This is a genomic window from Phyllobacterium sp. GQ127, from assembly GCF_059758635.1.
This window is the reverse complement of the sequence record NZ_JCAXDZ010000003.1, coordinates 1-26,068: the sequence shown is the minus strand read 5'-3', so window position 1 is coordinate 26,068 and position 26,068 is coordinate 1. Positions and strand designations below refer to the sequence as shown.

The 26,068-nt window shown below is 54.1% G+C and carries 21 protein-coding genes; 17 read left to right on the top strand and 4 right to left on the bottom strand.

Features of this window, described 5'->3' with window-relative positions; translation table 11 throughout:
• Positions 1-5 precede the first annotated feature (5 nt).
• A complete protein-coding gene (gene secA, locus AC6CHM_RS12045) occupies positions 6-2,732 on the bottom strand; it encodes a preprotein translocase subunit SecA (RefSeq protein WP_354347343.1) in 2,727 nt (908 codons plus the stop codon).
• 259 nt (positions 2,733-2,991) lie between these two features.
• Between secA and AC6CHM_RS12040 the strand changes: the two genes are divergently transcribed.
• The 5 genes from AC6CHM_RS12040 to AC6CHM_RS12020 all read left to right on the top strand — a co-directional run bounded on the left by AC6CHM_RS12040 (position 2,992) and on the right by AC6CHM_RS12020 (position 6,820).
• Entirely contained in the window at positions 2,992-3,906 is a 915-nt protein-coding gene (locus AC6CHM_RS12040; RefSeq protein WP_307280070.1) for a peptidylprolyl isomerase, read from the top strand.
• Between the two features lie 73 nt (positions 3,907-3,979).
• On the top strand, positions 3,980-5,221 hold the full coding sequence (gene argJ, locus AC6CHM_RS12035; protein WP_498173319.1) for a bifunctional glutamate N-acetyltransferase/amino-acid acetyltransferase ArgJ: 1,242 nt from the start codon (positions 3,980-3,982) through the stop codon (positions 5,219-5,221).
• Positions 5,221-5,979, top strand: coding sequence for a GNAT family N-acetyltransferase (locus AC6CHM_RS12030; RefSeq protein WP_498173318.1), 759 nt, complete (start codon positions 5,221-5,223; stop codon positions 5,977-5,979). The genes argJ and AC6CHM_RS12030 overlap by 1 nt, the downstream gene beginning before the upstream one ends.
• On the top strand, positions 5,972-6,385 hold the full coding sequence (locus tag AC6CHM_RS12025; protein ID WP_336442361.1) for a (deoxy)nucleoside triphosphate pyrophosphohydrolase: 414 nt from the start codon (positions 5,972-5,974) through the stop codon (positions 6,383-6,385). Before AC6CHM_RS12030 ends, AC6CHM_RS12025 begins: the two co-directional genes overlap by 8 nt.
• Before the next feature lie 111 nt (positions 6,386-6,496).
• Complete coding sequence (locus AC6CHM_RS12020; protein WP_307280062.1) at positions 6,497-6,820, top strand: hypothetical protein; 324 nt, start codon at positions 6,497-6,499, stop codon at positions 6,818-6,820.
• A gap of 5 nt (positions 6,821-6,825) precedes the next feature.
• Here the strand turns inward: AC6CHM_RS12020 and AC6CHM_RS12015 are convergent, their stop codons facing one another.
• Entirely contained in the window at positions 6,826-7,707 is an 882-nt protein-coding gene (locus AC6CHM_RS12015; RefSeq protein WP_336442363.1) for a methyltransferase domain-containing protein, read from the bottom strand.
• A gap of 62 nt (positions 7,708-7,769) precedes the next feature.
• Between AC6CHM_RS12015 and AC6CHM_RS12010 the strand changes: the two genes are divergently transcribed.
• The 5 genes from AC6CHM_RS12010 to AC6CHM_RS11990 all read left to right on the top strand — a co-directional run bounded on the left by AC6CHM_RS12010 (position 7,770) and on the right by AC6CHM_RS11990 (position 11,139).
• Complete coding sequence (locus AC6CHM_RS12010) at positions 7,770-8,549, top strand: ComF family protein (RefSeq protein WP_337354362.1); 780 nt, start codon at positions 7,770-7,772, stop codon at positions 8,547-8,549.
• Between the two features lie 77 nt (positions 8,550-8,626).
• Complete coding sequence (gene grxC / locus AC6CHM_RS12005) at positions 8,627-8,896, top strand: glutaredoxin 3 (protein WP_115055572.1); 270 nt, start codon at positions 8,627-8,629, stop codon at positions 8,894-8,896.
• 10 nt (positions 8,897-8,906) lie between these two features.
• Complete coding sequence (locus tag AC6CHM_RS12000; RefSeq protein ID WP_307280052.1) at positions 8,907-9,773, top strand: carbon-nitrogen hydrolase family protein; 867 nt, start codon at positions 8,907-8,909, stop codon at positions 9,771-9,773.
• The gene (locus AC6CHM_RS11995) at positions 9,770-10,183 is read left to right on the top strand and encodes a DUF1178 family protein (RefSeq protein ID WP_115055428.1); all 414 of its coding nucleotides are present in this window, start codon (positions 9,770-9,772) and stop codon (positions 10,181-10,183) included. The genes AC6CHM_RS12000 and AC6CHM_RS11995 overlap by 4 nt, the downstream gene beginning before the upstream one ends.
• Before the next feature lie 59 nt (positions 10,184-10,242).
• Positions 10,243-11,139 carry a DMT family transporter gene (locus AC6CHM_RS11990; protein ID WP_498173315.1) on the top strand — a complete coding sequence of 299 codons (897 nt, stop codon included), beginning with the start codon at positions 10,243-10,245 and terminating at the stop codon, positions 11,137-11,139.
• Positions 11,140-11,163: 24 nt separating this feature from the next.
• Here AC6CHM_RS11990 and ubiG read toward each other — a convergent pair whose 3' ends face one another.
• Positions 11,164-11,907, bottom strand: coding sequence for a bifunctional 2-polyprenyl-6-hydroxyphenol methylase/3-demethylubiquinol 3-O-methyltransferase UbiG (gene ubiG, locus AC6CHM_RS11985; RefSeq protein WP_336442368.1), 744 nt, complete (start codon positions 11,905-11,907; stop codon positions 11,164-11,166).
• A gap of 190 nt (positions 11,908-12,097) precedes the next feature.
• Between ubiG and AC6CHM_RS11980 the strand changes: the two genes are divergently transcribed.
• From AC6CHM_RS11980 to AC6CHM_RS11950, 7 genes are all read left to right on the top strand, one after another.
• Positions 12,098-13,351, top strand: coding sequence for an aspartate kinase (locus AC6CHM_RS11980; protein WP_115055423.1), 1,254 nt, complete (start codon positions 12,098-12,100; stop codon positions 13,349-13,351).
• A gap of 100 nt (positions 13,352-13,451) precedes the next feature.
• The gene (gene ptsP / locus AC6CHM_RS11975) at positions 13,452-15,731 is read left to right on the top strand and encodes a phosphoenolpyruvate--protein phosphotransferase (protein WP_115055421.1); all 2,280 of its coding nucleotides are present in this window, start codon (positions 13,452-13,454) and stop codon (positions 15,729-15,731) included.
• A gap of 7 nt (positions 15,732-15,738) precedes the next feature.
• Positions 15,739-16,818, top strand: coding sequence for a peptide chain release factor 1 (prfA, locus tag AC6CHM_RS11970; protein WP_115055570.1), 1,080 nt, complete (start codon positions 15,739-15,741; stop codon positions 16,816-16,818).
• The gene (gene prmC, locus AC6CHM_RS11965) at positions 16,805-17,686 is read left to right on the top strand and encodes a peptide chain release factor N(5)-glutamine methyltransferase (RefSeq protein ID WP_337354364.1); all 882 of its coding nucleotides are present in this window, start codon (positions 16,805-16,807) and stop codon (positions 17,684-17,686) included. Before prfA ends, prmC begins: the two co-directional genes overlap by 14 nt.
• Positions 17,687-17,975: 289 nt before the next feature.
• Positions 17,976-18,821 carry a DUF4167 domain-containing protein gene (locus tag AC6CHM_RS11960; protein WP_115055417.1) on the top strand — a complete coding sequence of 282 codons (846 nt, stop codon included), beginning with the start codon at positions 17,976-17,978 and terminating at the stop codon, positions 18,819-18,821.
• Positions 18,822-19,631: 810 nt separating this feature from the next.
• The gene (clpB, locus tag AC6CHM_RS11955) at positions 19,632-22,244 is read left to right on the top strand and encodes an ATP-dependent chaperone ClpB (RefSeq protein ID WP_336442371.1); all 2,613 of its coding nucleotides are present in this window, start codon (positions 19,632-19,634) and stop codon (positions 22,242-22,244) included.
• A 161-nt stretch (positions 22,245-22,405) separates the two neighbouring features.
• A complete protein-coding gene (locus tag AC6CHM_RS11950) occupies positions 22,406-23,797 on the top strand; it encodes a L,D-transpeptidase (RefSeq protein WP_370878731.1) in 1,392 nt (463 codons plus the stop codon).
• A 2-nt stretch (positions 23,798-23,799) separates the two neighbouring features.
• On the opposite strand, the gene AC6CHM_RS11945 is transcribed toward AC6CHM_RS11950, so the two are convergent.
• Entirely contained in the window at positions 23,800-25,776 is a 1,977-nt protein-coding gene (locus AC6CHM_RS11945) for a M23 family metallopeptidase (RefSeq protein ID WP_498173314.1), read from the bottom strand.
• Positions 25,777-26,068 lie beyond the last annotated feature (292 nt).

Below are 26,068 nucleotides of genomic sequence, written 5' to 3'. Positions count from 1 at the left end.
TGTAATCAGGCAAAAGAGCCGTGGCAGTGTTTGTACTTCTTGCCCGAGCCGCAAGGACAGGCTTCGTTGCGGCCAATCTTGCCCCAGCTTTGTGGATTATTGGGGTCGCGATCCGCCGGATCCACGATGCGCAAATCTTCTTGCACGGCAAGCATGCTGCCTTCGCCGAAATCATCTTCGCCGGTCGTGCCATCAATATGATGGCCTTCCATCGGAGGCAATTCCGGCTCTTGAGTAGCTGCCGCATCCCGAACCAGTTCAACGCGCATCAATTGCGATGTCACGTTCTGGCGCAGGTTGACCAGCATTGTCTGGAACAGCTCGAATCCTTCGGTCTTATACTCGTTGAGCGGGTCACGCTGGGCATATCCGCGGAAACCGACAACCGACCGCAAGTGGTCAAGATTGACCAGATGCTCGCGCCAAAGCGCATCAAGGCTCTGAAGTATGATCGATTTTTCGACATAGGCCATGATTTCGGGCCCAAAGCGCTCAGCACGATCCGCCGCCGCCTTTTCGACCGCGTCGAACAGGCGTTCACGAACATCATCTGACGTTATACCGTCTTCAAGCGCCCAATCTGTTACCGGAAGGTCGAGATTGAGAATATTGCGGACGTCTTCATCCAGCTGCTTGATGTTCCACTGTTCCGCATAAGCGCCTTCCGGCGTATGCCGGTTGGTCAGGTCCTCAACCACGTCCTCGCGCATTTCCTTGGTCGTCTGGCTGAGGTCCGTGCCATCCATGATTTCGAGACGCTGCTCGAAGATCACTTTACGCTGATCATTCATCACATCGTCATATTTCAGAAGGTTCTTGCGGATATCGAAGTTGCGCGCTTCGACCTTCTTCTGCGCTTTTTCAAGTGCCTTGTTGATCCAAGGGTGGACAATGGCTTCGTCCTCCTTGAGACCCAGTCTCTGCAACATTCCATCCATGCGCTCGGAACCGAAGATACGCATCAGATCGTCCTGCAGGGACAGGAAGAATTTCGAACGGCCCGGATCACCCTGACGGCCTGAACGACCGCGCAGCTGATTGTCGATGCGGCGGCTTTCGTGCCGCTCTGTCGCCAAAACATAAAGGCCACCGGCAGCCAGTGCCTTTTCCTTCAGGACAGCGATGTCGGCACGAATAGCGTCTTCCTTGGCCTTGCGCTCTTCGCCAGCAGGCATGTCGTCGAGTTCACGCGCAATGCGCATTTCGAGATTGCCGCCGAGCTGAATGTCGGTGCCGCGACCAGCCATGTTCGTAGCGATTGTAATAGCACCCGGCACGCCCGCCTGTGCCACAATATAGGCTTCCTGCTCATGATACCGGGCGTTCAGAACCTGAAAGTCCTTGAAACCTTCTTTGCGCAGGCGATCGGCCAGTTGCTCGGACTTCTCGATGGAGGTCGTACCGACGAGGACAGGCTGGCCCTTTGCCGCTGCTTCGCGGATATCGCGAACAATGGCTTTATATTTTTCTTCGACAGTCCGGTAAACTTCGTCATCTTCATCCAGACGCTTGACCGGATTGTTTGTCGGAATTTCCGTAACCTCAAGACCGTAAATATTGCCGAACTCTTCCGCTTCGGTGGAGGCCGTACCGGTCATACCGGCCAGCTTCTTGTACATGCGGAAATAATTCTGGAAAGTGATTGAAGCCAGTGTCTGGTTTTCCGGCTGGATTGTCACATGTTCCTTGGCTTCAAGTGCCTGATGCAGACCTTCCGAGAAACGGCGGCCCGGCATCATGCGGCCGGTGAACTCATCAATGATGACGATTTCATCGTTGCGAACGATGTAATCCTTGTCCTTCTGGAAAAGCTTGTGGGCGCGAAGTGCATTATTGACGTGATGGACGACGGCAACGTTCTCAATATCGTAAAGACCATCACCCTTCAGATGTCCGGCATCGCGAAGCAGGTTTTCCAGCTTTTCCGTGCCGTCTTCCGTGAAGATAGCGGTTTTCTGCTTTTCATCGATTTCATAATCTTCCGGCTGCAGGGGCAGGATGAATGTATCGATGAGATTATAGAAATCGGAGCGGTCATCCAGCGGGCCTGAAATGATCAGCGGCGTACGCGCCTCATCGACAAGGATCGAATCCACTTCGTCGACGATGGCATAATTGTGCGGGCGCTGAACCATCTGCACGCGCTCGTACTTCATGTTATCGCGCAGATAATCGAAGCCCAGCTCATTATTGGTCGCGTAGGTAATATCGGCATTATAGGCTTTGGCGCGTTCTTCATCATCGAGTCCGTGGACGATGATGCCGTAGCTTAGGCCGAGGAAATTATAGATTTGGCCCATCCAATGCGCATCGCGGCTGGCCAGATAGTCGTTGACGGTAACGACGTGAACACCCTTGCCCTCTAGCGCATTCAGATAAACCGGCAAGGTCGCGACGAGTGTCTTGCCTTCACCGGTCCGCATTTCCGAAATGCCGCCCTCATGCAGGACCATGCCGCCAATAAGCTGGACGTCGAAGGGACGCATGCCGAGAACGCGCTTGGCGGCCTCGCGTGCCACAGCAAATGCGGGCACCAGCAGGTCATCCAGCTTTGTGCCATTTGCCAACTGCGCTCGGAACTCCGCAGTCTTGCCCTTGAGTTGTTCGTCCGTTAAGGCCGAAATTTCCGGTTCAAGCGCATTGATTGCATCAACGCGAGGCTTGAATCCTTTTACGCGACGCTCGTTTGAAGAGCCAAAAAGCTTGCGAGCTAAGCCGCCGAAACTGACCATCCCTGGTCCTCTCTTTAAATACGTTCTGCCGGTGAGTCCCGGCATTTGAAGCGTCTGATGTCCGGAACTACAAAGCTGCCATATATCTGAGCTAACAAGTCAAAGGTATAAAGCAACTTCTGCCAAGCTATCTGGACGCAAAGCCGTTGGACAGATAAGAGGGGCCTTGAATGATGTCAATGTTGAAGCGTTGCTTCACTACGGCCAAATTCTGCCATATTCATAGCTCGTACCGATCCTCCCAAGGAGAAAATTGAAAATGAAACTATTGCGTAAGACGATTTCATTGATGACTGTAGCCACGTTTTTGGCGGGCGTTTCCACAGTGGCCATGGTCCAAAACAGCGCGTTGGCCCAAGATGCGACCCCCGCACCGGCTGCAAAAGCTGCCCCGCTGGACCCGACAACGGTTATTGCCACTGTGAATGGCAACAAGATTACGCAGAAGGATCTGGATCAGGCATCCGCAGATCTCGACCCGCAGATTTCCCAATTGCCTGAAGAGCAGCGTCGCGTTGCCGCCCTTGCAGCAATTATTGATATCAAGGCGTTTGCTGTGAAGGCCGAGGCAGATAAGCTCGATCAGACGGCGGATTTCAAGTCGCGCATGGCCTTCCTCAAAGAACGCGCCCTGCACAATGAATATTTCAAGCAGCAGGTTATCGACAAGATCACGGATGCGGATGTCCGCGCGCGCTACGACAAGGAAATCGCTGCAATGCCAGCGACGAATGAAGTTCGCGCCCGTCATATATTGGTGAAGACCAAGGAAGAAGCGGAAGCAATCATCAAGCAGCTGGATGGTGGAGCCTCGTTCGAGGACATTGCCAAGGAAAAATCGACAGACGGTTCCGCAGCTCAGGGCGGTGATCTTGGATATTTCGGACAGGGGCAAATGGTTCCAGAGTTCGAAAAGGCAGCAAACGAGCTCGAGATTGGAAAATACTCGAAGACTCCGGTGCAGACTCAATTCGGTTTCCATGTGATCAAGCTTGAAGACAAGCGTGCCAAGCAGCCGCCGGCATTTGATCAGGTGAAGGATCAGGTCAAGTCCATGTTGATCCGCGATCGGTATACGGATTTGATCAAGCAGGAGCGGACATCGCTGAAGATTGTCTATGCCGACCCCGAAGTTGAAAAAGCTTTCAAGGCAGCCACCGAAGGCCAGCAGTAAAAATCAAAGGCCCGCTGGTAAAGAGCGGGCCTTTACTCCTTTAGATCCTTCATTTCCATCTTCGAGGTTGTAGATGTCCACAGCGGTTTCGCCCCTTGCTCCCAAACATTATCCAGCAATGCCCGAGATTCAGGGGGTCAGGATTGCTACGGCTGAGGCAGGCATAAAATATAAAGGCCGAACCGATGTTGTCATGATGGTTTTCGATAAGCCAGCAGCTGTGGCGGGCGTTTTCACCCGTTCGAAATGCCCCTCTGCTGCAGTGGATTTCTGCCGATCCAGCTTGAAAGGTGGTTATGCGCGCGCCGTTATTGTCAATTCCGGCAATGCCAACGCATTCACGGGCAAAAAGGGTAGGGAATCAACCAAAGTCACTGCTGCTGCTGCTGCCAAAGCTGTCGGGTGCAAGCCGGATGAGATATTCCTTGCCTCCACTGGCGTAATCGGTGAGCCGCTTGATGCCGGAAAGTTCAGCCATCTGCTTGGCGACATGGCAAAGCAGGCAGTCTCCGGACGTTGGCAGGATGCGGCCAGTGCGATCATGACGACCGACACATTCCCGAAAGTTGCCACGGAAACCGTATTGCTAGGCGGTGTTCCCGTTACCATCAACGGAATCGCCAAGGGCGCGGGGATGATCGCGCCGGATATGGCAACGATGCTTTCATTCGTTGCAACAGATGCTCCGATCGCTTCCGATGTTTTGCAGGAACTTCTTTCCAAGTCGGTGGGCAAGAGCTTCAATTCAGTAACTGTCGACAGCGACACATCCACGTCCGACACTTTGCTGCTTTTTGCGACCGGTTCGGCTGCCGAACGCGGTGCGGCGCCTGTCACCAAGCTGAAAGACAAGCGTCTCAAGCCCTTTGAGAAGGCTTTGGAACGCATTCTCAAGAATCTGGCTTTGCAGGTCGTGCGCGATGGTGAGGGTGCCCGCAAGATGCTGGAGATCACGGTCACCGGCGCAAAATCGGACAAATCAGCCAAAAAGATTGCCTTGTCCATTGCCAATTCTCCCTTGGTCAAGACAGCAGCCGCTGGTGAGGACGCCAATTGGGGCCGGGTTGTCATGGCTGTGGGTAAGGCTGGCGAACCAGCAGACCGCGATCTTCTGGCAATCTGGTTCGGCGACATCCGCGTTGCCCGCGAAGGGGAACGCGATCCGGATTATTCGGAAGCTGCGACCTCGGCCTATATGAAGAACGAAGATATCCAAATTCGCGCCGATATCGGTCTTGGCAAAGGCAAAGCCACAGTCTGGACTTGCGATCTGACCAAGGATTATGTGGCGATCAATGGTGATTACCGCAGCTGATGCCGTTCGCTTTAACGCAAGTCAGGCAGATAGAGGCGCTGGGCTTCCGGGCGTGGCCAGCTTCATCCGTCCATTATGACGGAAGCTGGAGTATCCGAATCACTCCAAATCATCCGGCAAAACGGCTGAACTCGGTTAATCCGCTTGATCCGGGTGATACGGAGAATATTGAAAAGCGGGTGGCCGCGGCCGCGGAGCGGTTTCGGGTCGCAGGTCGTGCGCTTATATTCAGACTTTCTCCCTTGGCACCGCAAAAGCTTGAATCATATCTGGAAAAATCCGGATGGACTCGATTCGACGAATCGCTGGTGATGATTGCGGATTTGGCGGATGTCGATCTATCCGATGCGAGAGAGCAGGAACCGGAGAGGGATACTGATCGGTTCGCCGCTGCCTCGTTGCGTGTTCAGGCAGAATCACTTGAAAAGAAATCCAGCTTGGTCGACGTGATCAACGCCATAAGACCGGCAAAAGGCCTGTTTGTCCGCGAAGACGCAGATGTACCTGTCTCAGCGGCTATTTGCATATGTGACGGCGCGATGGCTGGGCTGCTTGGAATCGAAACGGCAGAACTTGAGCGCCGGCGCGGGCATGGGCGCGCCATTGTGAAAACGGCACTGAAGTGGGCAGTCATGCAAGGTGCCTGCAAGGCGTGGCTTCAAGTTGAAGCGGGTAATGCAGGCGCCATCGCCCTTTATCAATCCATGGGATTCAAAGAAGCATACCGATACGCTTACTGGCGGGCAGAACATGACTGACAAAACACTCCCGATTCTGCTGGTCACGGCCTGTGCCTTGGTCGATAGCGACGGAAGGGTGCTGTTGACGCAGCGTCCGGAGGGAAAATCACTTGCCGGGCTGTGGGAGTTTCCCGGAGGTAAGGTTGAACCGAACGAGACTCCGGAAGCCAGCCTTATCAGAGAACTGCAAGAAGAACTTGGCATTACGGTCAAGCCCGCCTGTCTTGCACCCCTGACATTTGCCAGCCACACCTATGAGAAATTCCATCTTCTCATGCCGCTGTTCATTTGCCGGCGTTATGAAGGCATGCCCCGTTCGATGGAGGGGCAGGCGCTGAAATGGGTGCGTCCTAAAGATATGCGTGACTATCCAATGCCCGCAGCCGATATTCCGCTCATACCGTTTTTGATCGATCTTCTATAATTTTATACAATGTTAAGTTGTATTCTCGCCCGTTAACTCTAACGGTTAATTCATCCTTCACCTGATTGAGCGACTTTTAAACATTCTTGAGGCGCATTTTTCAGGTGGTTTATGGCGCGCAAAAACGATTACATCGATGATGATCTGATGATGCGAACCGGCGGTTTGTCCGGGGCAGCTGGAGGAATCCTGCGGATTACATTGCTGTTTGGCTCTGCTGCCGTCGCATTGGCGCTGATCATAGCCCCGCTTGCTAATCGGAGCAGTCAAGCTGTCGTGGATTATTCGGCAGGACGCTCGCTGGACGAAATCCAGACAGGATCAATCAAGAAAGCTGATCCATCGACCTATACGGTCCGCCGCAGCGTGCTGCAAAGCACGCCAAATTCGGTTTGCATTCTCAAAAGCGATGGTACAAAAACAGGCGACTGCTAGGGGCTTTAATCTTTTTCAGCCTCTTTGAGAAAGTCCGCCAGTGAAGCCTTCGCAGAACCGGGTTTGAGCGGCTTTTGTTGCGATTCATGCGCCGCCCAGCCAGACATCCATATGAATGAAAATGTCGCGCGGATGCGGCCATCAGGATCGCTAAAGCGTTCGGCATAGATTTCTGCTGCCCGCATGAAGAATTGCCGGGTCAGCGGCTTACGGGAACGCCCGAAAAGGCTGTTCTGGACGCCCATCGCCCGCAAGTCGCGCATCAGCGCGAAAAGATTATCATATCGCACCGTATAGGTTTCAATATCCGTGACGGGTAATGTGAAACCCGCCCGTTGCAGCAGACCGCCGACATCGCGCACATCGGCAAACGGCGCGACACGCGGTGATACGCCCCCGCTGATTTCACTCTCAGTGGCAATCAGGCATTCGCGTAGTTCGGTCAGAGTGTTCTCACCGGCCATGGCGCCGAGAAACAGCCCATCCGGCTTCAATGCCCGCCTTATCTGGAGCAAGGTCCCCGGTGTGTCATTTGTCAAATGCAGGGACAGCAAGGAAACCGCAAGGTCAATGCTTGCAGCTCCAAGTGGCAATATTTCCTGATCGGCGACAATTGCGGGAAAGCGGGTTGTCAGGAACGGCGCAGCTTCTTCAATGCGAATGATGATCGAAGCCTTGCCCGAGCGCTGCATCGCTTCGGCTGCAAGGTCTGTGTGGCTGGCGAGGTCAATCGCAACTTCGAACTGGCGCTCGACAGCCGATAGTCGCTCTTCAAGATCGTCGGCTGCGCGTGCGAGCAGAAAGTCGGCAGAAGTTCCGTGCTGTTTGAGCGCGCGTAATCTTCTTTGTAGGACTAAAGTTCGATCGAATAGCTGATGCCGATCCATTCCGAATTTCTCTGATGAATGTATAATTGCCCGGTAGATGCGTCGCTTGGACATGAATTGCAATGAAAACTATCGGGAAAACTGTCCGCACAAGCATTGGCATAGGCGCGCGCAGTGCCGTGCGGGAGGTGTTTAATGTGCTTTTCCCGCCTGTTTGTGCCGGATGTGACAAGCATGTGGCTGAACCCGGTTCCTTGTGCGGAACATGCTGGACCAAGGTCAGGTTTATCGAAAAGCCCTATTGCCCGGTGCTTGGAACGCCCTTCAGCCATGATCTGGGTTCTGAAATTCTATCGGCCGAGGCAATCGCGGATATGCCGCCCTTTGCTCGTGCCCGCGCCGTTGCAATTCATGAAGGCGTCATTCGCGATATGATTCACCGGCTCAAATATAATGATCGCACCGATTTAAGTCGCTGGATGGCAGGGTGGATGGCGCGGGCAGGGCGCGAACTGATCGATGATTGTGACGTGATCGTGCCAGTGCCGCTGCATGCGAGGCGTTTCTGGTTGCGCCGTTTCAACCAATCGGCAGAGCTTGCCCGTTATCTGGCGAATGTCAGCAGCAAAGCCTTTGAACCTGACGCCCTCAAACGCATCAAAAAAACGCGGCAACAGGTGGGGCTTGGTCCGAGCCAGCGCCTTACAAATGTTCGCGGTGCCTTTAAAGTGCCTGAGGCGCAGGAGATAAAGGTTCGAGGGCGCAATGTCCTTCTGATCGATGATGTCTATACGACTGGCGCGACGGTCAAGGCAGCAACCCGCGCACTCCTGCGGGCTGGAGCAAAAAGTGTCGATGTATTGACCTTCGCCAGGGTTATGGGAGACGAATTGTCTGTCTAAGCTGGCTTTTGCGCAACGAACGGGCCTTTTCCCGTCAGGTTTTCACGCCTATATAAGGGAAAAATTGGAGTGCCATGATGGTCGATGTGACAATCTATACGCGTAACGGCTGTGGCTTTTGCACGGCAGCTGTAGGCTTGCTTGAGAAAAAAGGCGTAGCCTTTGTTGAGCACAATGCAACTGTGGAACCAAATGCACGGCAGGAAATGCTGGCTCGTGCCAATGGGCGCACAACATTTCCTCAGGTTTTCATAGGCAAGACCCATGTTGGTGGTTGTGATGATCTCTACGCGCTTGAAAGCCAGGGCCGACTTGACGGACTGTTGAAGACTGGCGAACTCGTTTAAGGACAGTGGAATGAGTGTATTTCGTGCTGCCGCTATCCAGATGCGCTCGGGCGTCGACCCGCAGCGCAATGCTGCTGATCTCGTTGACTATGTTGACGATGCTGTTGGCAAAGGGGCGGTCTATGTGCAAACCCCGGAAATGACCGGGGCGCTGCAGCGGGATCGCAAGGCCCTTGCCAGCGTCTTAAGGGGCGAGAGCGAGGACATAATTGTTCGCACAGCTTCCGAATTGGCGGCGCGTCACAAAATTCACCTTCATATCGGCTCGACGGCCATTGCGGTTGAGGATAGCAAAATTGCCAATCGTGCCTTCTTTTTCGGTCCGGACGGAAATATCCTGACACGCTACGATAAGATCCACATGTTCGATGTTGATCTGGATAATGGCGAGAGCTGGCGCGAATCTGCTGTCTATTCGCCTGGCAACGATACGGTGGTTCTTGATTTGCCATTTGCCAAGCTGGGTCTGGCCATTTGTTATGATGTCAGGTTCCCGCAATTGTTCCGGGCGCAGGCACTGGCTGGTGCATCGGTCATCACTGCGCCTGCGGCCTTTACCCGCCAGACGGGCGAAGCCCACTGGAATGTGCTGCAACGTGCACGCGCAATTGAAAATGGTGCATTCATGATTTCTGCTGCGCAAGGTGGCGTCCATGAAGATGGCCGCGAGACATTTGGCCATTCCATCATTGTCGCGCCCTGGGGTGAAGTTCTGGCTGAAGCGGCACATGCCGATCCTGCGATCATCATTGCTGATATTGATCCGGCATTGAGTGCGGCTGCCCGTGCCAAAGTGCCTAATTTGAAAAATGCCCGCCCGTTCGGCGTGCTTGTCGAGAATGATGGCCGGAGCGAAAGACTGGCAGACGCGTCATGATCCGTTTTTCTCTTCATTGCGACAAGGACCATGAATTTGAAGGCTGGTTCCGCAGCAATGACGACTTCGATTCTCAGGCTGAAAAAGGTCTCGTAAGCTGCCCATCATGCGGCTCGAACAAGGTCGGCAAAGCTCTAATGGCACCTTCTGTTTCGACAGGCAGGCAAAAAGAGAAAATTGCCATTGCCATGAGCGAAATGGCCAAGGAAATGAAGGAAATGGTCAAGAAGGTCCGCGAGAATGCGGATTATGTTGGCGCGGAATTTGCGGAACAGGCACGCAAAATTCATTTCGGCGAGGCCGAGGCGCGGGGCATTTATGGCGAAGCCACTCCCGAAGATGTGGAAGCCCTGTTGGAAGATGGCGTGGATGTCATGCCGCTTCCTGTCTTTCCCGAAGATCACAATTGATCTCATAGCACTAAGGTCTATGGTGCGGTGGTCGATTCTGACCGCCCGGGTGATTTTCCATGCAATTTTTGAATTCCGCGCCCTTGCTGCTGCTTTTAACAGGGGCGTTTTTGGGGCTGACTTTGCCATTCGGCAAATTGGCTTTTTCTGCCGGGATTGCGCCTTCGCTCTGGGCTTTCGTTATTTCAACCGGTGCGGGAACCGTTTTGCTGATTGCCTTCCTGCTTATGGGCAAACGCCCGCGGCTGGACGTGCATATGGTGCGCTATTACCTTATCGCCGCATTTATTTCCTATGCCGTGCCTAATGTCATGACGCTTTCGGCCATCCCGCATCTTGGGTCTGGCTATACGGGCATCATGTATACGCTTTCGCCAGTATTCACCTTGATGCTGTCGATCCTGTTCAAACTCAAACGCCCCAGCCTGCTTGGACTTTTGGGCATATTGGTTGGTTTTATCGGCGCAGTGATCGTTGGATTTACCCGCGGTCAGGTGGGCCAGCCCGCCGAACCGCTCTGGGTTATAATCGGCCTGTTGATTCCGGTTCTTCTTGCCTTGGGCAATGTTTATCGCACCATTGATTGGCCTAAAGGTGCTGACCCGACTGAATTGGCGGCAGGAAGCCATATTGTGACGGCGGTCATGCTGGTGCCAGCTATCTGGCTCATGACCGGTGGCTTTCCAGTTGCGCCGTTGGCTAATGTGCCGTGGCTGGTGCTAGCGCAAATTCTGGCCTCCACCTGCATGTTTGCACTCTATTTCCGGCTGCAAGCGGTTGGTGGCCCGGTTTATCTCAGCCAGATAGGATATGTTGGAGCGGCGGTAGCCTTGCTGGCAGGAACCCTGTTTTTGGGAGAAACCTATGGGCTGACGACGTGGCTGGGGGCGGCAATTATTACAGTTGGTGTGGGCATGACCACGAAAGCGCAACTGATGGCGACAAAAGCAGGATAGACGATTGCTTAGGTCTGGCGTGGTTTAGTTTCGAACAGCCAGCACCATGTAATTCACATCGGTATCGTTTGAGCGGTTCCAGCTATCGGCAAAGGGATTATAGGTTACGCCGACTTTCTCGGTTACACTCAGACCGGCTGCGACGAGTGCCGTTTCCAGCTCTTCAGGGCGCACGAGTTTTTCATATTGATGCGTGCCGCGTGGTAGCCAGCGCAACACATATTCCGCGCCAAAAATTGCAAGGCCAAGGGCTTTCAATGTCCGGTTTATCGTAGCGACGAAGGTCATGCCGCCCGGTTTGACCATTTGCGAACAGGCGGACATGTAGAGATCAACATCAGCCACGTGCTCGACGACCTCCATGTTGAGAACAACGTCGAATTTTTCGCCGGCTTCGGCCAGGGCTTCTGCTGTCGTCGCGCGATAGTCTATGTCCAATCCGCTTTGGGCGGCGTGAATTTTGGCAACTTCAATATTGGTTTCGCCAGCATCGGCACCGACTACCGTCGCGCCAAGCCGTGCCATCGGCTCGCACAGCAACCCGCCACCGCAACCAATATCGAGGAATCGCAGACCCTTGAATGGCTGGGGGCTGTTCGGGTCGAGATTATAGTGAGCGCAGACCTTTTCCTTGATATAGGCAAGACGGGTCGGATTGAACTTGTGCAACGGGCGGAACTTGCCTTGTGGGTTCCACCACTCCGCAGCCATGCGTGAAAAACGCTCCACTTCTACGGCATCAATTGTACTGCGTTCTGCCTGGGCCATTGCCTTATCCTTTGCTCTTCCTATCGAGTGGCCCATTCACGTAAAAAATGTCAAGGCGCAAATCGTCCCGCGTTCTTGCAGTTATGTCATAATTTGGTTATGGGAAGCCGCATTCAACTGGCGCGGAACCTGTTCATTCGACTGGTTCTCTTCCAATATAATTTCAGGCCTTTCCAGAACGGTAATTCCCATGGCTCGCATTGTGATGAAATTCGGTGGCACTTCGGTGGCCGATATCGACCGCATCCGTAATGTGGCCCGGCATGTCAAACGTGAAGTCGATGCCGGTCATGAAGTCGCAGTGGTTGTCTCGGCCATGGCGGGCAAAACCAACGAACTCGTTGCCTGGACGCGCCAAGCATCGCCGATGCACGATGCGCGCGAGTATGATGCCATCGTTGCTTCCGGTGAGCAGGTAACGGCCGGTCTTCTCGCGGTCACTTTGCAGGCGATGGGCGTCCATGCACGCTCCTGGCAAGGCTGGCAGATACCCATCAAGACAGACAATGCGCATGGTGCTGCGCGTATTACCGATATTGACGGCTCCTTCCTGATTGAGCGCTTCGAGGAAGGTCAGGTGGCTGTTATTGCCGGATTCCAGGGTATCGGCCCGGACAATCGTATTTCTACGCTCGGACGCGGCGGCTCGGACACAAGTGCTGTCGCAATTGCAGCAGCGGTCAAGGCGGATCGGTGCGATATCTATACGGACGTCGACGGTGTTTACACCACTGACCCCCGTGTCGAACCCAAGGCGCGCCGCCTTTCGCGCATTTCATTTGAAGAAATGCTGGAAATGGCTTCGCTTGGCGCGAAAGTCTTGCAGGTCAGGTCCGTCGAGCTTGCCATGGTGCATAAAGTGCGCACATTTGTCAGGTCCAGTTTCGAAGACCCCGATGCACCGGGCATGGGTGATCTGATCAATCCGCCCGGTACTCTTATTTGCGACGAGGAAGAAATCGTGGAACAGCAGGTTGTCACAGGAATTGCCTATGCCAAGGACGAAGCACAGATATCGCTTCGCCGCGTTGCGGATCGTCCGGGTATTTCGGCAGGTATTTTTGGCCCGCTTGCTGAGGCCCATATCAATGTCGACATGATCGTACAGAATGTGTCTGAAGACGGCACCAAGACCGATATGACATTCACCGTTCCATCCGGTGATCTTGATAAGGCGCTTGCGGTGCTGGAAAAGGTCAAAGCCGAAATCGGCTGCGATATTATCCAGTCGGAAGCTGGCATGGTCAAAGTATCGGTAATCGGCATCGGCATGCGCAGCCATGCGGGTGTTGCAGCAACGGCCTTCCGGGCGCTTGCTGACAAGGGCATTAATATCCGAGCTATCACCACATCGGAAATCAAGATTTCCATTCTAATTGACGGCCCATACGCAGAACTTGCAGTACGCACTTTGCATTCTGTCTACGGTCTGGATAAGCATTGACAGAAGAGATTCTGTTTGCCGGTATTTCTGCCGACTAAGATGATCTAAAGTTCACATTGGCAAGGTCATTCCGGCTCTGCCAATAAATGCTATGGAGCAAATGGTGCCCACGCGCGAGCAGACAACCGGCCCTCGTGTCATGCTGAAGCGGCTCCGCGAATTGATGGCGGAGGCTCTTGAGCCACAGGAGAGGCTTGACCGCATTGTTCGCGACATTGCTCAGAACATGGTCGCGGAAGTGTGCTCATTTTATGTGCTGCGTTCTGATGGCGTGCTTGAGCTTTATGCCACCGAAGGTTTGAACCCGTCGGCCGTTCATCTGGCGCAACTGCGCCTTGGTCAAGGTCTTGTTGGTACGATTGCTGCTAGTGCGCGTCCACTCAATCTTACAGATGCGCAAACCCATCCGGCATTCGCCTACCTGCCGGAAACAGGCGAAGAAATTTACAATTCATTCCTTGGTGTACCTATCCTGCGGGCAGGGCGAACCCTCGGCGTTCTCGTTGTCCAGAACAGGACTAAGCGGGTCTACCGCGAAGATGAGATTGAGGCGTTGGAAACCACGGCCATGGTGTTGGCCGAGATGGTTGCAGCGGGCAGTCTTACGCGGCTGGCGCGTCCGGGCGTAGAACTCGATATGGGCAAGCCGATGAGCTTTGCCGGCAGTGCTTTCAATGATGGTGTTGGTCTTGGGCATGTTGTGCTGCACGAGCCGCGCATTGTTGTGACCAACCTGTTCAATGAAGATATTGATGCCGAGATCGACCGGCTCGAAAGCTCGCTTGGATCATTGCGTGTTTCTATTGATGACATGCTGTCGCGCCGTGACGTGGCCTTTGAGGGCGAGCACCGCGAGGTGCTGGAAGCCTATCGCATGTTTGCCCATGATAACGGCTGGGTTCGCCGTCTTGAAGAAGCGATCCGCAACGGCTTGACCGCGGAAGCGGCAGTGGAAAAAGTGCAGAGCGACACACGTGCGCGCATGATGCATCTGACCGATCCTTATATGCGTGAGCGGTTAAGCGATTTCGATGATCTCGCCAATCGGTTGTTGCGTCAGTTGATGGGCCGTGACGTGAAGACCATGGCTGGATCGCTGGCCAAGGATGCGATCATTGTGGCGCGTTCCATGGGCGCTGCCGAGCTGCTGGATTATCCGCGCGAACGCCTGCGAGGCCTGGTGCTGGAAGATGGCGCTGCGACGAGTCACGTGGTGATCGTTGCCCGCGCTATGGGTATTCCCGTTGCCGGTCAGGTCAAGGGCGTCGTGTCCATGGCTGAAAACAATGATGCGATCATTGTCGACGGCGATGATGGCAAGGTGCATTTACGTCCGCAATCGGACGTTGAAGCGGCCTATTCCGAGAAGGTCAAGTTCCGAGCCAAGCGTCAGGCACTTTATCGCGAATTGCGCGACCGTCCTTCGGTGACCAGGGACGGTGTGCCGATCACCTTGCTGATGAATGCGGGTTTGCTGGTCGATTTGCCGCAACTCGTTGAGGCAGGCGCGGCCGGTATCGGACTTTTCCGGACGGAATTGCAATTCATGGTCGCGTCGACTTTCCCGCGGGCGGAGCAGCAGGAGCGGCTTTATCGTTCCGTGCTTGAAGCTGCAGGCGACAAGCCGGTGACTTTCCGGACGCTCGATATTGGCGGCGACAAGGTACTGCCCTATTTCCGCAGCGAGACCCATGAGGAAAATCCGGCATTGGGCTGGCGGGCGATCCGCCTGACGCTTGATCGCCCAGGGCTATTGCGCACACAGGTTCGCGCCTTGTTGAAGGCTGCTGGCGGGCGCGAGCTGCGCCTCATGCTGCCAATGGTCACTGAAATCGCCGAAGTTCGCAAAGCGAGCGAATTGATCAACCGCGAGGTGCAGCACCTTTCGCGCTTTGCTCATAATCTGCCTACCCGGGTCAAGATCGGCGCCATGGTGGAAGTGCCTTCCTTGCTGTGGCAACTTGACGAACTGATGTCGGTGGTTGATTTCGTCTCGGTTGGTTCCAACGATCTGTTCCAATTCGTCATGGCGGTTGATCGAGGCAATTCGATCATTAGCAACCGCTTCGATAATCTTTCCGTGCCATTCCTGCGCGTGCTTCGCCAGATCGTCGAAGCAGGCATCCGCAATAATACGGATGTAACGCTTTGCGGCGAAATGGCCGGAAAGCCAATTTCGGCGCTCGCACTGCTTGGCCTTGGGTTTCGCTCGATCTCAATGTCGCCTGCTTCCATCGGGCCGATCAAGGCAATGCTTGGTTCGCTTGATGTGAACGAGCTTGGGGCGCAACTCGCTGATGCCATGGATAATCATGGCGATACCGGCTCGCTGCGCCACATCCTGACCAAATTTGCAGAGCGGGCAGGCATATCACTGTGAGGCTAATCTGATGTCTATTCCGCAGGATCGCATGGATCAGCTGCTGAAGCGTTTTTCGATGATGGAAACGCAGATGGCGAGCAATCCCGATTCCGAAACATATGTGAAGCTTGCTTCGGAATATTCCGAACTGGAGCCGGTCGTATTCAAGATCCGCGATTTTCTTGCCGCCCGCAGCGAAGCGGCTGATTTGCAGGCAATGCTGGATGATGGCTCAACCGATCGCGACATGCGCGAGCTCGCCGAAGCTGAATTGCCGGAAATCGAAGAGCGCATTGAAGAGCTTGAAAAGGATATTCAGGTTCTGCTTTTGCCCAAGGATGTTGCCGATGAGCGCAACGCCATTCTCGAGATACGCGCAGGTACTGGCGGTTCGGAAGCGGCACTTTTTGGCGGCGATCTTTTCCGCATGTATGAGCGCTACGCGTCGGCCAATGGCTGGCGGGTTGAGCTGATCTCGGCCAGTGACGGCGAAGCGGGCGGATACAAAGAAGTTATCGCCATGGTTTCCGGCAAGGGCGTATTCGCCAAACTGAAGTTTGAATCGGGTGTCCATCGCGTCCAGCGGGTCCCCGATACCGAAGCCAGCGGACGCATCCACACATCGGCAGCAACTGTCGCGGTGCTGCCGGAGGCTGAAGAGATCGACATCGACATTCGCCCCGATGACATCCGTATCGATACGATGCGTGCATCGGGTTCGGGCGGACAGCACGTTAACACAACCGACTCGGCGGTTCGCATTACCCATATTCCATCTGGAATTGTCGTTGTGCAGGCCGAAAAGTCGCAGCATCAAAACCGCGCCCGCGCCATGCAGGTGCTGCGCTCGCGCCTGTTCGATATGCAGCGCCAAAAAGCAGATAGCGAACGTTCCGAAGCCCGCCGCAGCCAGGTCGGTTCAGGGGATCGTTCCGAACGCATCCGCACCTATAATTTTCCGCAGGGACGGGTCACGGACCATCGGATCAATCTGACCCTTTATAAGCTAGACCGCATCATGGAAGGCGATCTGGATGAGTTGATTGGCGCGCTCATTTCCGATTACCAGACCGCTTTGCTGGCACAGATGAATGACGGCTTCTGACCACAGACACCAATTGATGAACGTTCTGCGGAGCGCGCGTGCTTCTCTCGCCGAAGCGGGAATAGAATCTGCGGAGCTTGATGCCCGTCTTTTGCTTGAATGGATTGCAGGCTGCGACAGGCTGGAAATAATCCGTAACCCGAATCGCGAGCTTGGCCAGCATGAATATGAGGCGCTTGAGGCCATGCTTGCTCGCCGAATCAAGGGTGAATCGGTGCATCGCATTATCGGCAAGCGGGCATTTTTCGGCATTGAATTGAGCCTTTCCACAGAAACGCTCGAGCCGCGTCCCGACACGGAAGCGCTTGTGGAACTGGCTTTGCCCTTTCTCCAAAACCGCATTTCCAACCATGGTGTCGCCGACATTGTTGACCTTGGAACAGGAACAGGAGCGATCGCCCTTTCGCTGCTCGATCAGTTGCCGCAATTGCGCGCCGTGGGCGTGGATATATCGGCCGATGCCCTTGCTACCGCGCGTGAAAATGCGGTGCTTTCGAATGTTTCTTCGCGTTTTGCGGCATTGTCATCCAACTGGTTTTCCGAGCTAACTGGTTCATATGACATGATTATTTCCAATCCGCCCTATATCCGCACTGGCGATATTGCGCAGTTGCAAAGAGAAGTTGTTCTTCATGATCCGGTTCGGGCGCTGGATGGAGGTCCAGACGGGCTGGAGCCCTATCGGATCATTGCTGATCATGCCGCTGGTTACTTGCGTCCTGGTGGCGTGGTCGCACTGGAGATCGGGGCAGGGCAGCGGCAGGATATTGAGGCGATTTTTAACGCCAGGAATTTCGTGATGAGCGGTGTGAGGCAGGATTTCGGAGGGCACGACCGCGCCCTTCTGTTCACAACAATCGAAAAATAATGAAAAAAGGCTTGGAATTTGCGGAGAAGCCCGCTAGTTTCCAGTTACCGCTCGAAACCGAACAACTCTGGTTCTGCCTATCAAGATAATTGATACGCAAATTTCCGGGGTTTGATTTCTCCCTACATTTGTTTTGGAGAAATGGTTCTTGGGGTAGCACAAAAGTTTTATGAACTTTGGATGCGATTGAAGCGCGGGGCGCGCTTCAGATCGGCACTTGAGAAGCGAAGCTTTTTGACTCGAAATGTTGAGCAAATGAGCGCCCCTGATTTTCTGAAAAGAGATAAGTATGAGGCCAGTACAGCAGAATAGGCGCATGCGCGGACGCGGTAACAACAATAACCGCAGCAAAGGTCCTAACCCACTTTCCCGTAACTATGAGAGCAACGGTCCTGACGTTAAAATTCGGGGAAATGCTCAGCACGTAGCAGAGAAATATACGACCCTTGCACGTGATGCACAAAGTGCGGGCGATCGCGTTATGGCTGAAAACTATCTTCAGCATGCAGAACACTACAATCGAATCATCATGGCTGCACAGGCCGCAGCACCCGTTCAATATCAGCGCGATGATCGCGATGATCAGGAACAGGATGACGACAATAATTACGAAGACGACGGCAACAATGTCGGCAATAACGAGCAGGAGTTCCAGGAACGTCCTGAACGTCAGGATCGTGCCGAGCGTCAGGAACGCCCTGAACGTCAAGACCGGCAGGAGCGCCAGCCGCGCCACGAACGCCAGGATCGTCCGGAACGCTCAGAACGCCGTGACCGACCCGAGCGCGTTGTGCACCAGCCGATCAATGGCAGCGGTCCTCAGCCCGTCATCGAAGGCACGCCCGCCGAGGTTGCTTATGATGATGACACTGTCAGCCAGCGTCAGCCGCAGGCCCAACCTGCTCAAAATCAGGAAGTTGAAGCTGTCGCTGCTGGTTCGGAAGAAGCTGCGGAGGCAAAGCCCGCTGTTCGCCGTTCACCGCGTGGTCGCAGACCTGCCCGTCCGCGTGAGCCACGGGTAACTGAAGGCAATGCGGAAGCGGCAAACGCTCCGGAAGCTGCGTCGGATCTTTCTCCGGCCAGTATTGTGGCTGAAGTCAAAAAGCGCCGCGCTGCGGCTGAATCTGACGTTTGATCTGATCGAGTTGAATAATGCGTCACCCGCGGGGAAACCTGCGGGTGGCGTTTTTATTTGACTGCATTTGAAGTTGGTGCGTGGTTCGACAAGCTCACCATGAGGAAGATTGGCGAACTGCACAGGTAATCTTCGGCGTTCCAGAATATAGCTCCCTGCAATCAAACCACCTCCCTCATCCTGAGCTTGTCGAAGGACGCACTTAGCTTGTGCAAATCAGGCTTTCCAAAAATAATCTCGACAAACTTATCCAACAGTTCCCGCTCTGAATTATTCTGCTCGCGTCCTTCCCGCGGGGAACAGCTTCCGGAGCCGTTCGAAGTTTGGGGAAGGATGGGCGCCTCCGATGGCGGGTTACGGACCCGCCATCCGGGGACGTTCTGTCCAAGGGTTCCCCTGCCGTTACTAGGAACGGCGCGTGCTGGACGAGCACTTTAAGGGGCGCAAGGCTAACGCATGGCGCGCCGCAAATGGCACTCCTTGGGTAGCCGAGGCCTCCCAAGCGGAACGGGCAGAATGCAAAATCGCCGGACGGGCGGTCTTCGGATCGCTTTACCTACTACAAAGACGCGCTTCGATGACCGCCCGTCTTTCCCACCAAGCAATAGCCAGACGCAAAAGCGGGCGTGGCAAGGAGGGGGCATACATGCTAGATTTGAAGCGTCATAAAAGCAGAATATCCGGTCTTGTACCCCGGGGATAATATTCCCATATCTGCATCGAGCGAATGGATCTGCCTCGTTGCAGGGGATCCGTCACCAACACGCCAGGCAATGCCGAAATCGGGTTGCCGGGTAAAAGGAGACAAGAATGAACATTGAAAAATATACCGAACGGGTTCGCGGTTTCATACAGTCCGCGCAGACTTTTGCCCTCTCATCCAATAATCAGCAATTTACCCCAGAGCATCTTCTGAAAGTCTTGGTCGACGATGAAGAAGGTCTTGCTGCGTCATTGATCGAAAGGGCGGGCGGGCGAATTGCCGATGTGCGGCTTGGGCTGCAGGCGGCCCTGGACGCTTTGCCTAAAGTAACAGGCGGTAATGGCCAGCTCTATCTTGCCCAGCCGCTGGCAAAAGTTTTTGCTACAGCCGAGGAAGTGGCGCAGAAAGCTGGTGACAGCTTTGTCACGGTAGAACGGCTGCTTACGGCCATGGCTATCGAAAAATCATCCAAGACTTCCGAAATATTGAGCCGCGCCGGCGTTACGGCTGCGGGTCTCAATGCAGTTATCAACGATATCCGCAAAGGCCGGACGGCTGATTCTGCTTCGGCGGAAAACAGCTATGATGCCTTGAAGAAATATGCACGGGATCTGACTGCCGATGCGCGGGCGGGGAAACTTGATCCTGTCATTGGCCGCGATGATGAAATTCGCCGGACAATTCAGGTCTTGTCGCGCCGCACCAAGAACAATCCGGTGCTTATCGGTGAACCTGGCGTTGGTAAAACAGCTATCGCCGAGGGACTGGCGCTGCGTATTATCAATGGTGATGTGCCTGAATCACTCAAGGACAAGCAATTGATGGCTCTCGATATGGGTTCATTGATTGCAGGTGCAAAATATCGCGGTGAATTCGAGGAGCGCCTGAAGGGTGTGCTTTCCGAAGTCACGTCTGCAAATGGCGATATCATTCTGTTTATCGATGAGATGCACACGCTTGTTGGCGCGGGCAAAAGCGAAGGTGCGATGGATGCATCGAACCTGCTGAAGCCAGCGCTTGCCCGGGGTGAACTTCATTGCGTTGGCGCCACCACGCTTGATGAATATCGCAAACATGTCGAGAAAGATGCTGCCCTTGCGCGGCGTTTCCAGCCCGTGTTTGTCGATGAGCCAACTGTTGAAGATACAATCTCGATTCTTCGCGGTTTGAAGGAAAAATACGAGCAGCATCATAAGGTGCGCATTTCCGATTCGGCGCTTGTCGCTGCTGCCACTCTTTCGAACCGTTACATCACGGACAGGTTTTTGCCGGACAAGGCCATTGATCTGATCGATGAGAGTGCTGCGCGACTCCGCATGCAGGTGGATTCCAAGCCCGAAGAGCTGGATGAAATCGATAGGCGTATCATGCAGCTGAAGATCGAACGCGAGGCTTTGAAGGTTGAGACAGACAATGCTTCCCGCGACCGTCTCGAGAGACTGGAAAAAGAACTTGTCGATCTGGAAGAGCAGTCGACCATAATTACCAATACGTGGCAGGCGGAAAAGCAGAAGCTTGGTCTGGCAGCTGATCTCAAACGTCAGCTTGATGACGCACGCAATGCATTGGCATCGGCACAGCGTAATGGTGAATTTCAAAAGGCGGGCGAGTTGGCCTATGGCACGATCCCGCAATTGGAAAAACAACTGGCTGAGTCGGAGAAGAATGACGGTTCGACCTCAATGGTTGAGGAGAACGTAACGCCGGATCATATTGCACAGGTCGTTTCCCGCTGGACCGGCATTCCGGTTGACCGGATGCTGGAAGGTGAACGCGACAAGTTGCTCCGCATGGAAGATGAACTTGCCAAACGGGTGGTTGGACAGGGCGAGGCCGTGCAAGCTGTATCCAGAGCAGTGCGCCGTGCCCGTGCCGGTTTGCAGGATCCGAACAGGCCTATCGGTTCGTTCATCTTCCTCGGACCGACAGGTGTGGGTAAAACCGAGCTGACAAAATCGCTGGCTTCGTTCCTGTTTTCCGATGAAACGGCAATGGTTCGCCTCGACATGTCGGAATATATGGAAAAGCACTCGGTGGCCCGTTTGATCGGTGCGCCTCCCGGCTATGTTGGCTATGAAGAAGGTGGAGCTCTGACTGAAGCGGTGCGTCGTCGTCCCTATCAGGTTGTTCTCTTCGATGAGATCGAAAAGGCGCATCCTGATGTGTTCAATGTGCTGCTTCAGGTTCTTGATGATGGTCGCCTGACCGATGGACAGGGTCGCACTGTCGATTTTCGCAACACGCTGATCATTATGACATCCAATCTTGGCGCGGAATATCTTGTTTCGCTGGGTGAGGATCAGGATGTTGAGGACGTGCGCGAGAATGTGATGAACGTGGTCAAAGCCTCGTTCAGGCCGGAGTTCCTCAACCGGGTGGATGAGGTGATTCTGTTCCACCGTTTGAAGCGCAAGGAAATGGGCACCATTGTTGCGATCCAGCTCCAGCGTTTGCAGGCTCTTCTCGCCGATCGAAAGATCGTTCTGAAAATCGACGACGATGCTACAAATTGGCTTGCTGATAAGGGCTATGATCCCGCTTATGGCGCGCGCCCTCTCAAGCGGGTTATCCAAAAGCAGGTGCAGGATCCGCTAGCGGAGAAGATTCTTCTCGGTGAAATACTGGACGGCTCGACTGTCAAGATTACGTCTGGATCGGACCGGCTCAATTTCAAGGCTTCGAAAGCGAGTCCGGTCATTGAGGACAATGAAGCTGCGTAGGCGGCTTTCTCAAGATACAAAATGGCCGCCACATAGCGGCCATTTTCATGTCTCGTTCATCCGATAAATGCGACGATCATTCTGTTCATTAACCATAAAAACATGAAAACGCGTCATTTTATGATTAATGACAAGTTATTAGAGAAATCGGAAGCTTAGGCATGACGTTCTACCGCGGTTCGTTGATGAAGATTCTGCTCGCTGCTTCAGCGGGCACCATAGGCATGGGAATGGCGGCTGCCGAACCTGGCGTGAATGCGAACAACCAGAAATCCTTTGAGGTTGCACAATTATTCGAGCCGCAAGAACGTCGTCCGCGCCGTGAAGCATTCCGATCCTACTTTGATGAATATGGCCGCCGGGTTACGGTAGATCGCCGCGGCAGGATTGTATCTGTAGAAGAGCCGCAAAACGATCAATATGGCGAAAGCCCGGATTACTTTCCCGAAGCGCCGCAAGATCCTTACGGTACAGGCGCAATTCCCAACGATCCCTATGGCGGGCAACCATCTGGCCCCTCCGAGCAGGACTATGGAAGTGTGTCCCGTGAGCCTTTGCCGCCTGCAAATGGCGAACCCGGTTTGCAGCCATCTGATCCCAATCTCATTGATCCTGATTTTCCAGCTGACGGGTTGAGCGATGCGCCTCAAGAGCAAATTCCAGCTCATCCAAATCCAGCTCCAACTGTCGAACTGCCGAAAGGGCAGGGCGCCAAGGCGAAGATTACGGCTATTCAGGTCTTGCTCGACAGAATTGGCGTCTCACCTGGCGTTATCGACGGCCATAAGGGCGGTAACGTTGATAAAGCCGTCGCCGCATTTGAAGAAATGACAGGACAGCAGTTTGATCCGCTGAATGAAGAGGGGATCAATGCTTCGCTGGAGCAAACCGGCGGTCCCGCTTTCACATCTTATACGATCTCATCGGAGGATGCCGCATACCCCTATGTCGCTTCCATTCCCGAGGACTATGCTCACAAAGCTCAGCTTGAGCGCATGGCATTTACTTCAGTGACCGAATTGCTGGCAGAACGGTTCCATATGGATGAGAATTATCTGAAAGAGATTAATCCGGGCGTTGATTTCAATACGCCCGGGGTAACGATTCAGGTTGTTAATACGGGACAGAATGCCGGTGGCGCGGTGACCAAGATCATTGCGGACAAGGGGCGCAAACAGGTGCGTGGATATAATGCCGAGGGCAAGCTGATTGTGGCTTATCCGGCGACAATCGGATCAACAGACACGCCTTCGCCTTCCGGAACAGTTCAGGTCGAGCGCATCGCACTCAATCCCAATTATACCTATAATCCAAAGCTGAACTTCAAGCAGGGCGAAAATGACAAGGTGCTGACAATTCCGCCCGGCCCCAATGGTCCGGTCGGGACGGTTTGGATCGCACTGTCGAAACCAACTTATGGCATTCATGGAACGCCGGAACCTTCCAAGATCGGCAAGACCAACAGCCATGGTTGCGTGCGTCTTACCAATTGGGACGCGACGGAACTGTCAAAGCTCGTGCAAAAAGGCGTGACGGTAGAGTTCCACGAATAGGATCAGCCGCTGGCTGCCACTTTGGTCGGCGGTGTTCCATCATCCTGAATGAGCTGGTCGATTCGTTCGCGTTCACGCTTGAACGCTACGAGCTCATCTCCGCGAAGTTCGCCGCCGCTTGGAAGGCGTATGCGCATCGGATCGACTTTCGACCCATTCACCATCACTTCATAATGCAGGTGTGGACCGGTCGAAAGACCCGTTGAACCGACATAGCCGATGACTTGCCCCTGCCGGACCTTTGAACCGGGGGTTACACCGCTCGCAATAGCGTTTTGGTGGGAATAGCTGCTTTCATAACCATTGGAATGGCGAATCAAAGTTTGATTGCCGTAACCGTTGGTCCATCCGGCCCGCTCCACCACGCCATTGCCCGACGCGATGATTGCAGTGCCGCGAGGCGCTGACCAGTCAACGCCGGTATGCATGCGCGAATAGCCGAGAATTGGATGCCGACGCATTCCAAAGGGTGACCGGAAGACGCCATTTGGAACAGGCTTGCGCAGCAGGAACTGTTTAGAGCTCTTGCCATTCTCGTCGTAATAATCCGTGGTGCCATCATCACTATGGAACCGGTAGAATTTTTTCAGATCACCGCCGAAATTGGCAGCTACATAAAGAATTTCAGACTGTTCATCGGCTTTCTCGGAGCCTGTCGGCAAAGAGAACAATGCTTCCAGCTGGTCGGTTGGCGATAGTTGAGCCTGGAAATCGACATCGGAAGCCAGCATCTTTATCAGCTGCTGGATCATCGTGTCGGTCATGCCATATGCTAGTCCTGCTCTATAGATACCATCATAGACGGTCGGCAGGTCTTCAGCGCGGCGCATGACGGGGGGGCTATCGTCGAATGCGACCTGAAGTCCCGGTGTCATCTCCGGCTCATCAGCGGGAACATATTGCTCACTATCATTGAGAGCGATTGTGAGAATATGGGTCGAACGATTATAAACGCTGGCACGAATGATCCGGTCGGCATTGTTTTCCGACTCAACACCAAGCCGCAACACACTGCCAGCTTTCAGTCGCGTGGAATTTAGCAGCTTTGAGATTGCCCCTGCCATGCCTTCGGCGTCGCTTCCTTCATAGCCGGCATCGCTAAGCGCAGCGAGTACGTCATTGTCGCGCCGGAATGGAATCAGCTCCTCCGAATAGCCGGCGCTCACAGCGTCCTCAGCCATTCTGGGCGATACGCTCACATTTTCTTGAATAATCTTGACCGCAAGGGGGCTGCGCAAATTGTAAGGGTCCTCATCGGAACCAAAGCGCAATGGATCCACATAATGAAGTGAGGCGACTTGAATGGCACCATCGGAAAGCAATGCGCCGGTATTTCGGACGACTTCTTCAACCTCATCAACGCTCAGATCGTCAGAAGGATCGTATTGGGCTGTTGCCAAGGGAAAGTCCAATGTTCGCAGACTGACCTCACTCTCAACCTTGGCACCATAGATCAAGCCGGTTCGGGGGGCAGGATCGGCGTTGGCATTTGCTTCGGCAAACACATTCAGCGGGTTAAATGAAGGATATCTGCGATTGGTGTTGTGAACATCTGCGAGCGCTATATGAACGAGTTCAAAAGGCATTGTACGAATAACATCGCGTTCACCCTCTTTAAACATCGTTGATACATCAAGGCGTCGGCGGTCGCGGTTTTTCTGAATAGGGGTGGTCGCCGCAACACGGGCGCCTTTAACAACATCGCTATTATTGGCGCTTGGCATTGCATTGCGCGCCATAAGCTCAGGCGGCGTAGCCAGTTGTTCGCGCCCATCAAGAGCAGCAAAGAGCGCAACACCAATAAGCATGCTCGACGTAATGCCGGTTAAAAACGTGCCCGCAAGCCAACGCGCGGAAACCTCACGGCGATCCGGAGGCCCTCGGCGCCCGTCTGTAATCAGCGGAGGCTCATTGCCTGGATCGATCAGAGAATGCCCCTCATACTCATTCATACGATTACGTGTCGAACCTATCGCCATTTATCAGATTAAGGCTTTGCGAGATGATCAGCATACCAGCCTTGCGGCCTCGCCTTGCTATTTCATGCGGTCGCAGTTTTGCCCCCGTAAGATCGCTGTGTCAACGCGAGGTGTCTTTAACTCTCATTATGTGGATAGCCACCACGCAGTGAAGGAGCGCTATTTCGCAAATCGGGCATGTTTGTGACCCCGCTGTTTATCCACAGGGCCACGCGGAAGTTTGGGACACATAATTATATGCGAAAGCGAAATTCACAGGCTCTGTCATATTTTTCATAATAAGTTCAAAAAC

What these genes read in the sequence shown, in the direction of transcription:
- AC6CHM_RS12040 (WP_307280070.1), top strand. Translation starts at nt 2,992, where the DNA reads ATGAAACTATTGCGTAAGACGATTTCATTGATGACTGTAGCCACGTTT.
- argJ (WP_498173319.1), top strand. Translation starts at nt 3,980, where the DNA reads ATGTCCACAGCGGTTTCGCCCCTTGCTCCCAAACATTATCCAGCAATG.
- AC6CHM_RS11990 (WP_498173315.1), top strand. Translation starts at nt 10,243, where the DNA reads ATGCAATTTTTGAATTCCGCGCCCTTGCTGCTGCTTTTAACAGGGGCG.
- secA (WP_354347343.1), bottom strand. Translation starts at nt 2,732, where the DNA reads ATGGTCAGTTTCGGCGGCTTAGCTCGCAAGCTTTTTGGCTCTTCAAAC.
- clpB (WP_336442371.1), top strand. Translation starts at nt 19,632, where the DNA reads ATGAACATTGAAAAATATACCGAACGGGTTCGCGGTTTCATACAGTCC.
- ubiG (WP_336442368.1), bottom strand. Translation starts at nt 11,907, where the DNA reads ATGGCCCAGGCAGAACGCAGTACAATTGATGCCGTAGAAGTGGAGCGT.
- grxC (WP_115055572.1), top strand. Translation starts at nt 8,627, where the DNA reads ATGGTCGATGTGACAATCTATACGCGTAACGGCTGTGGCTTTTGCACG.
- AC6CHM_RS11995 (WP_115055428.1), top strand. Translation starts at nt 9,770, where the DNA reads ATGATCCGTTTTTCTCTTCATTGCGACAAGGACCATGAATTTGAAGGC.
- prmC (WP_337354364.1), top strand. Translation starts at nt 16,805, where the DNA reads ATGACGGCTTCTGACCACAGACACCAATTGATGAACGTTCTGCGGAGC.
- AC6CHM_RS12020 (WP_307280062.1), top strand. Translation starts at nt 6,497, where the DNA reads ATGGCGCGCAAAAACGATTACATCGATGATGATCTGATGATGCGAACC.
- AC6CHM_RS12000 (WP_307280052.1), top strand. Translation starts at nt 8,907, where the DNA reads ATGAGTGTATTTCGTGCTGCCGCTATCCAGATGCGCTCGGGCGTCGAC.
- AC6CHM_RS11980 (WP_115055423.1), top strand. Translation starts at nt 12,098, where the DNA reads ATGGCTCGCATTGTGATGAAATTCGGTGGCACTTCGGTGGCCGATATC.
- AC6CHM_RS11960 (WP_115055417.1), top strand. Translation starts at nt 17,976, where the DNA reads ATGAGGCCAGTACAGCAGAATAGGCGCATGCGCGGACGCGGTAACAAC.
- AC6CHM_RS12030 (WP_498173318.1), top strand. Translation starts at nt 5,221, where the DNA reads ATGCCGTTCGCTTTAACGCAAGTCAGGCAGATAGAGGCGCTGGGCTTC.
- AC6CHM_RS12015 (WP_336442363.1), bottom strand. Translation starts at nt 7,707, where the DNA reads ATGGATCGGCATCAGCTATTCGATCGAACTTTAGTCCTACAAAGAAGA.
- AC6CHM_RS12025 (WP_336442361.1), top strand. Translation starts at nt 5,972, where the DNA reads ATGACTGACAAAACACTCCCGATTCTGCTGGTCACGGCCTGTGCCTTG.
- AC6CHM_RS11945 (WP_498173314.1), bottom strand. Translation starts at nt 25,776, where the DNA reads ATGGCGATAGGTTCGACACGTAATCGTATGAATGAGTATGAGGGGCAT.
- AC6CHM_RS12010 (WP_337354362.1), top strand. Translation starts at nt 7,770, where the DNA reads ATGAAAACTATCGGGAAAACTGTCCGCACAAGCATTGGCATAGGCGCG.
- AC6CHM_RS11950 (WP_370878731.1), top strand. Translation starts at nt 22,406, where the DNA reads ATGACGTTCTACCGCGGTTCGTTGATGAAGATTCTGCTCGCTGCTTCA.
- ptsP (WP_115055421.1), top strand. Translation starts at nt 13,452, where the DNA reads ATGGTGCCCACGCGCGAGCAGACAACCGGCCCTCGTGTCATGCTGAAG.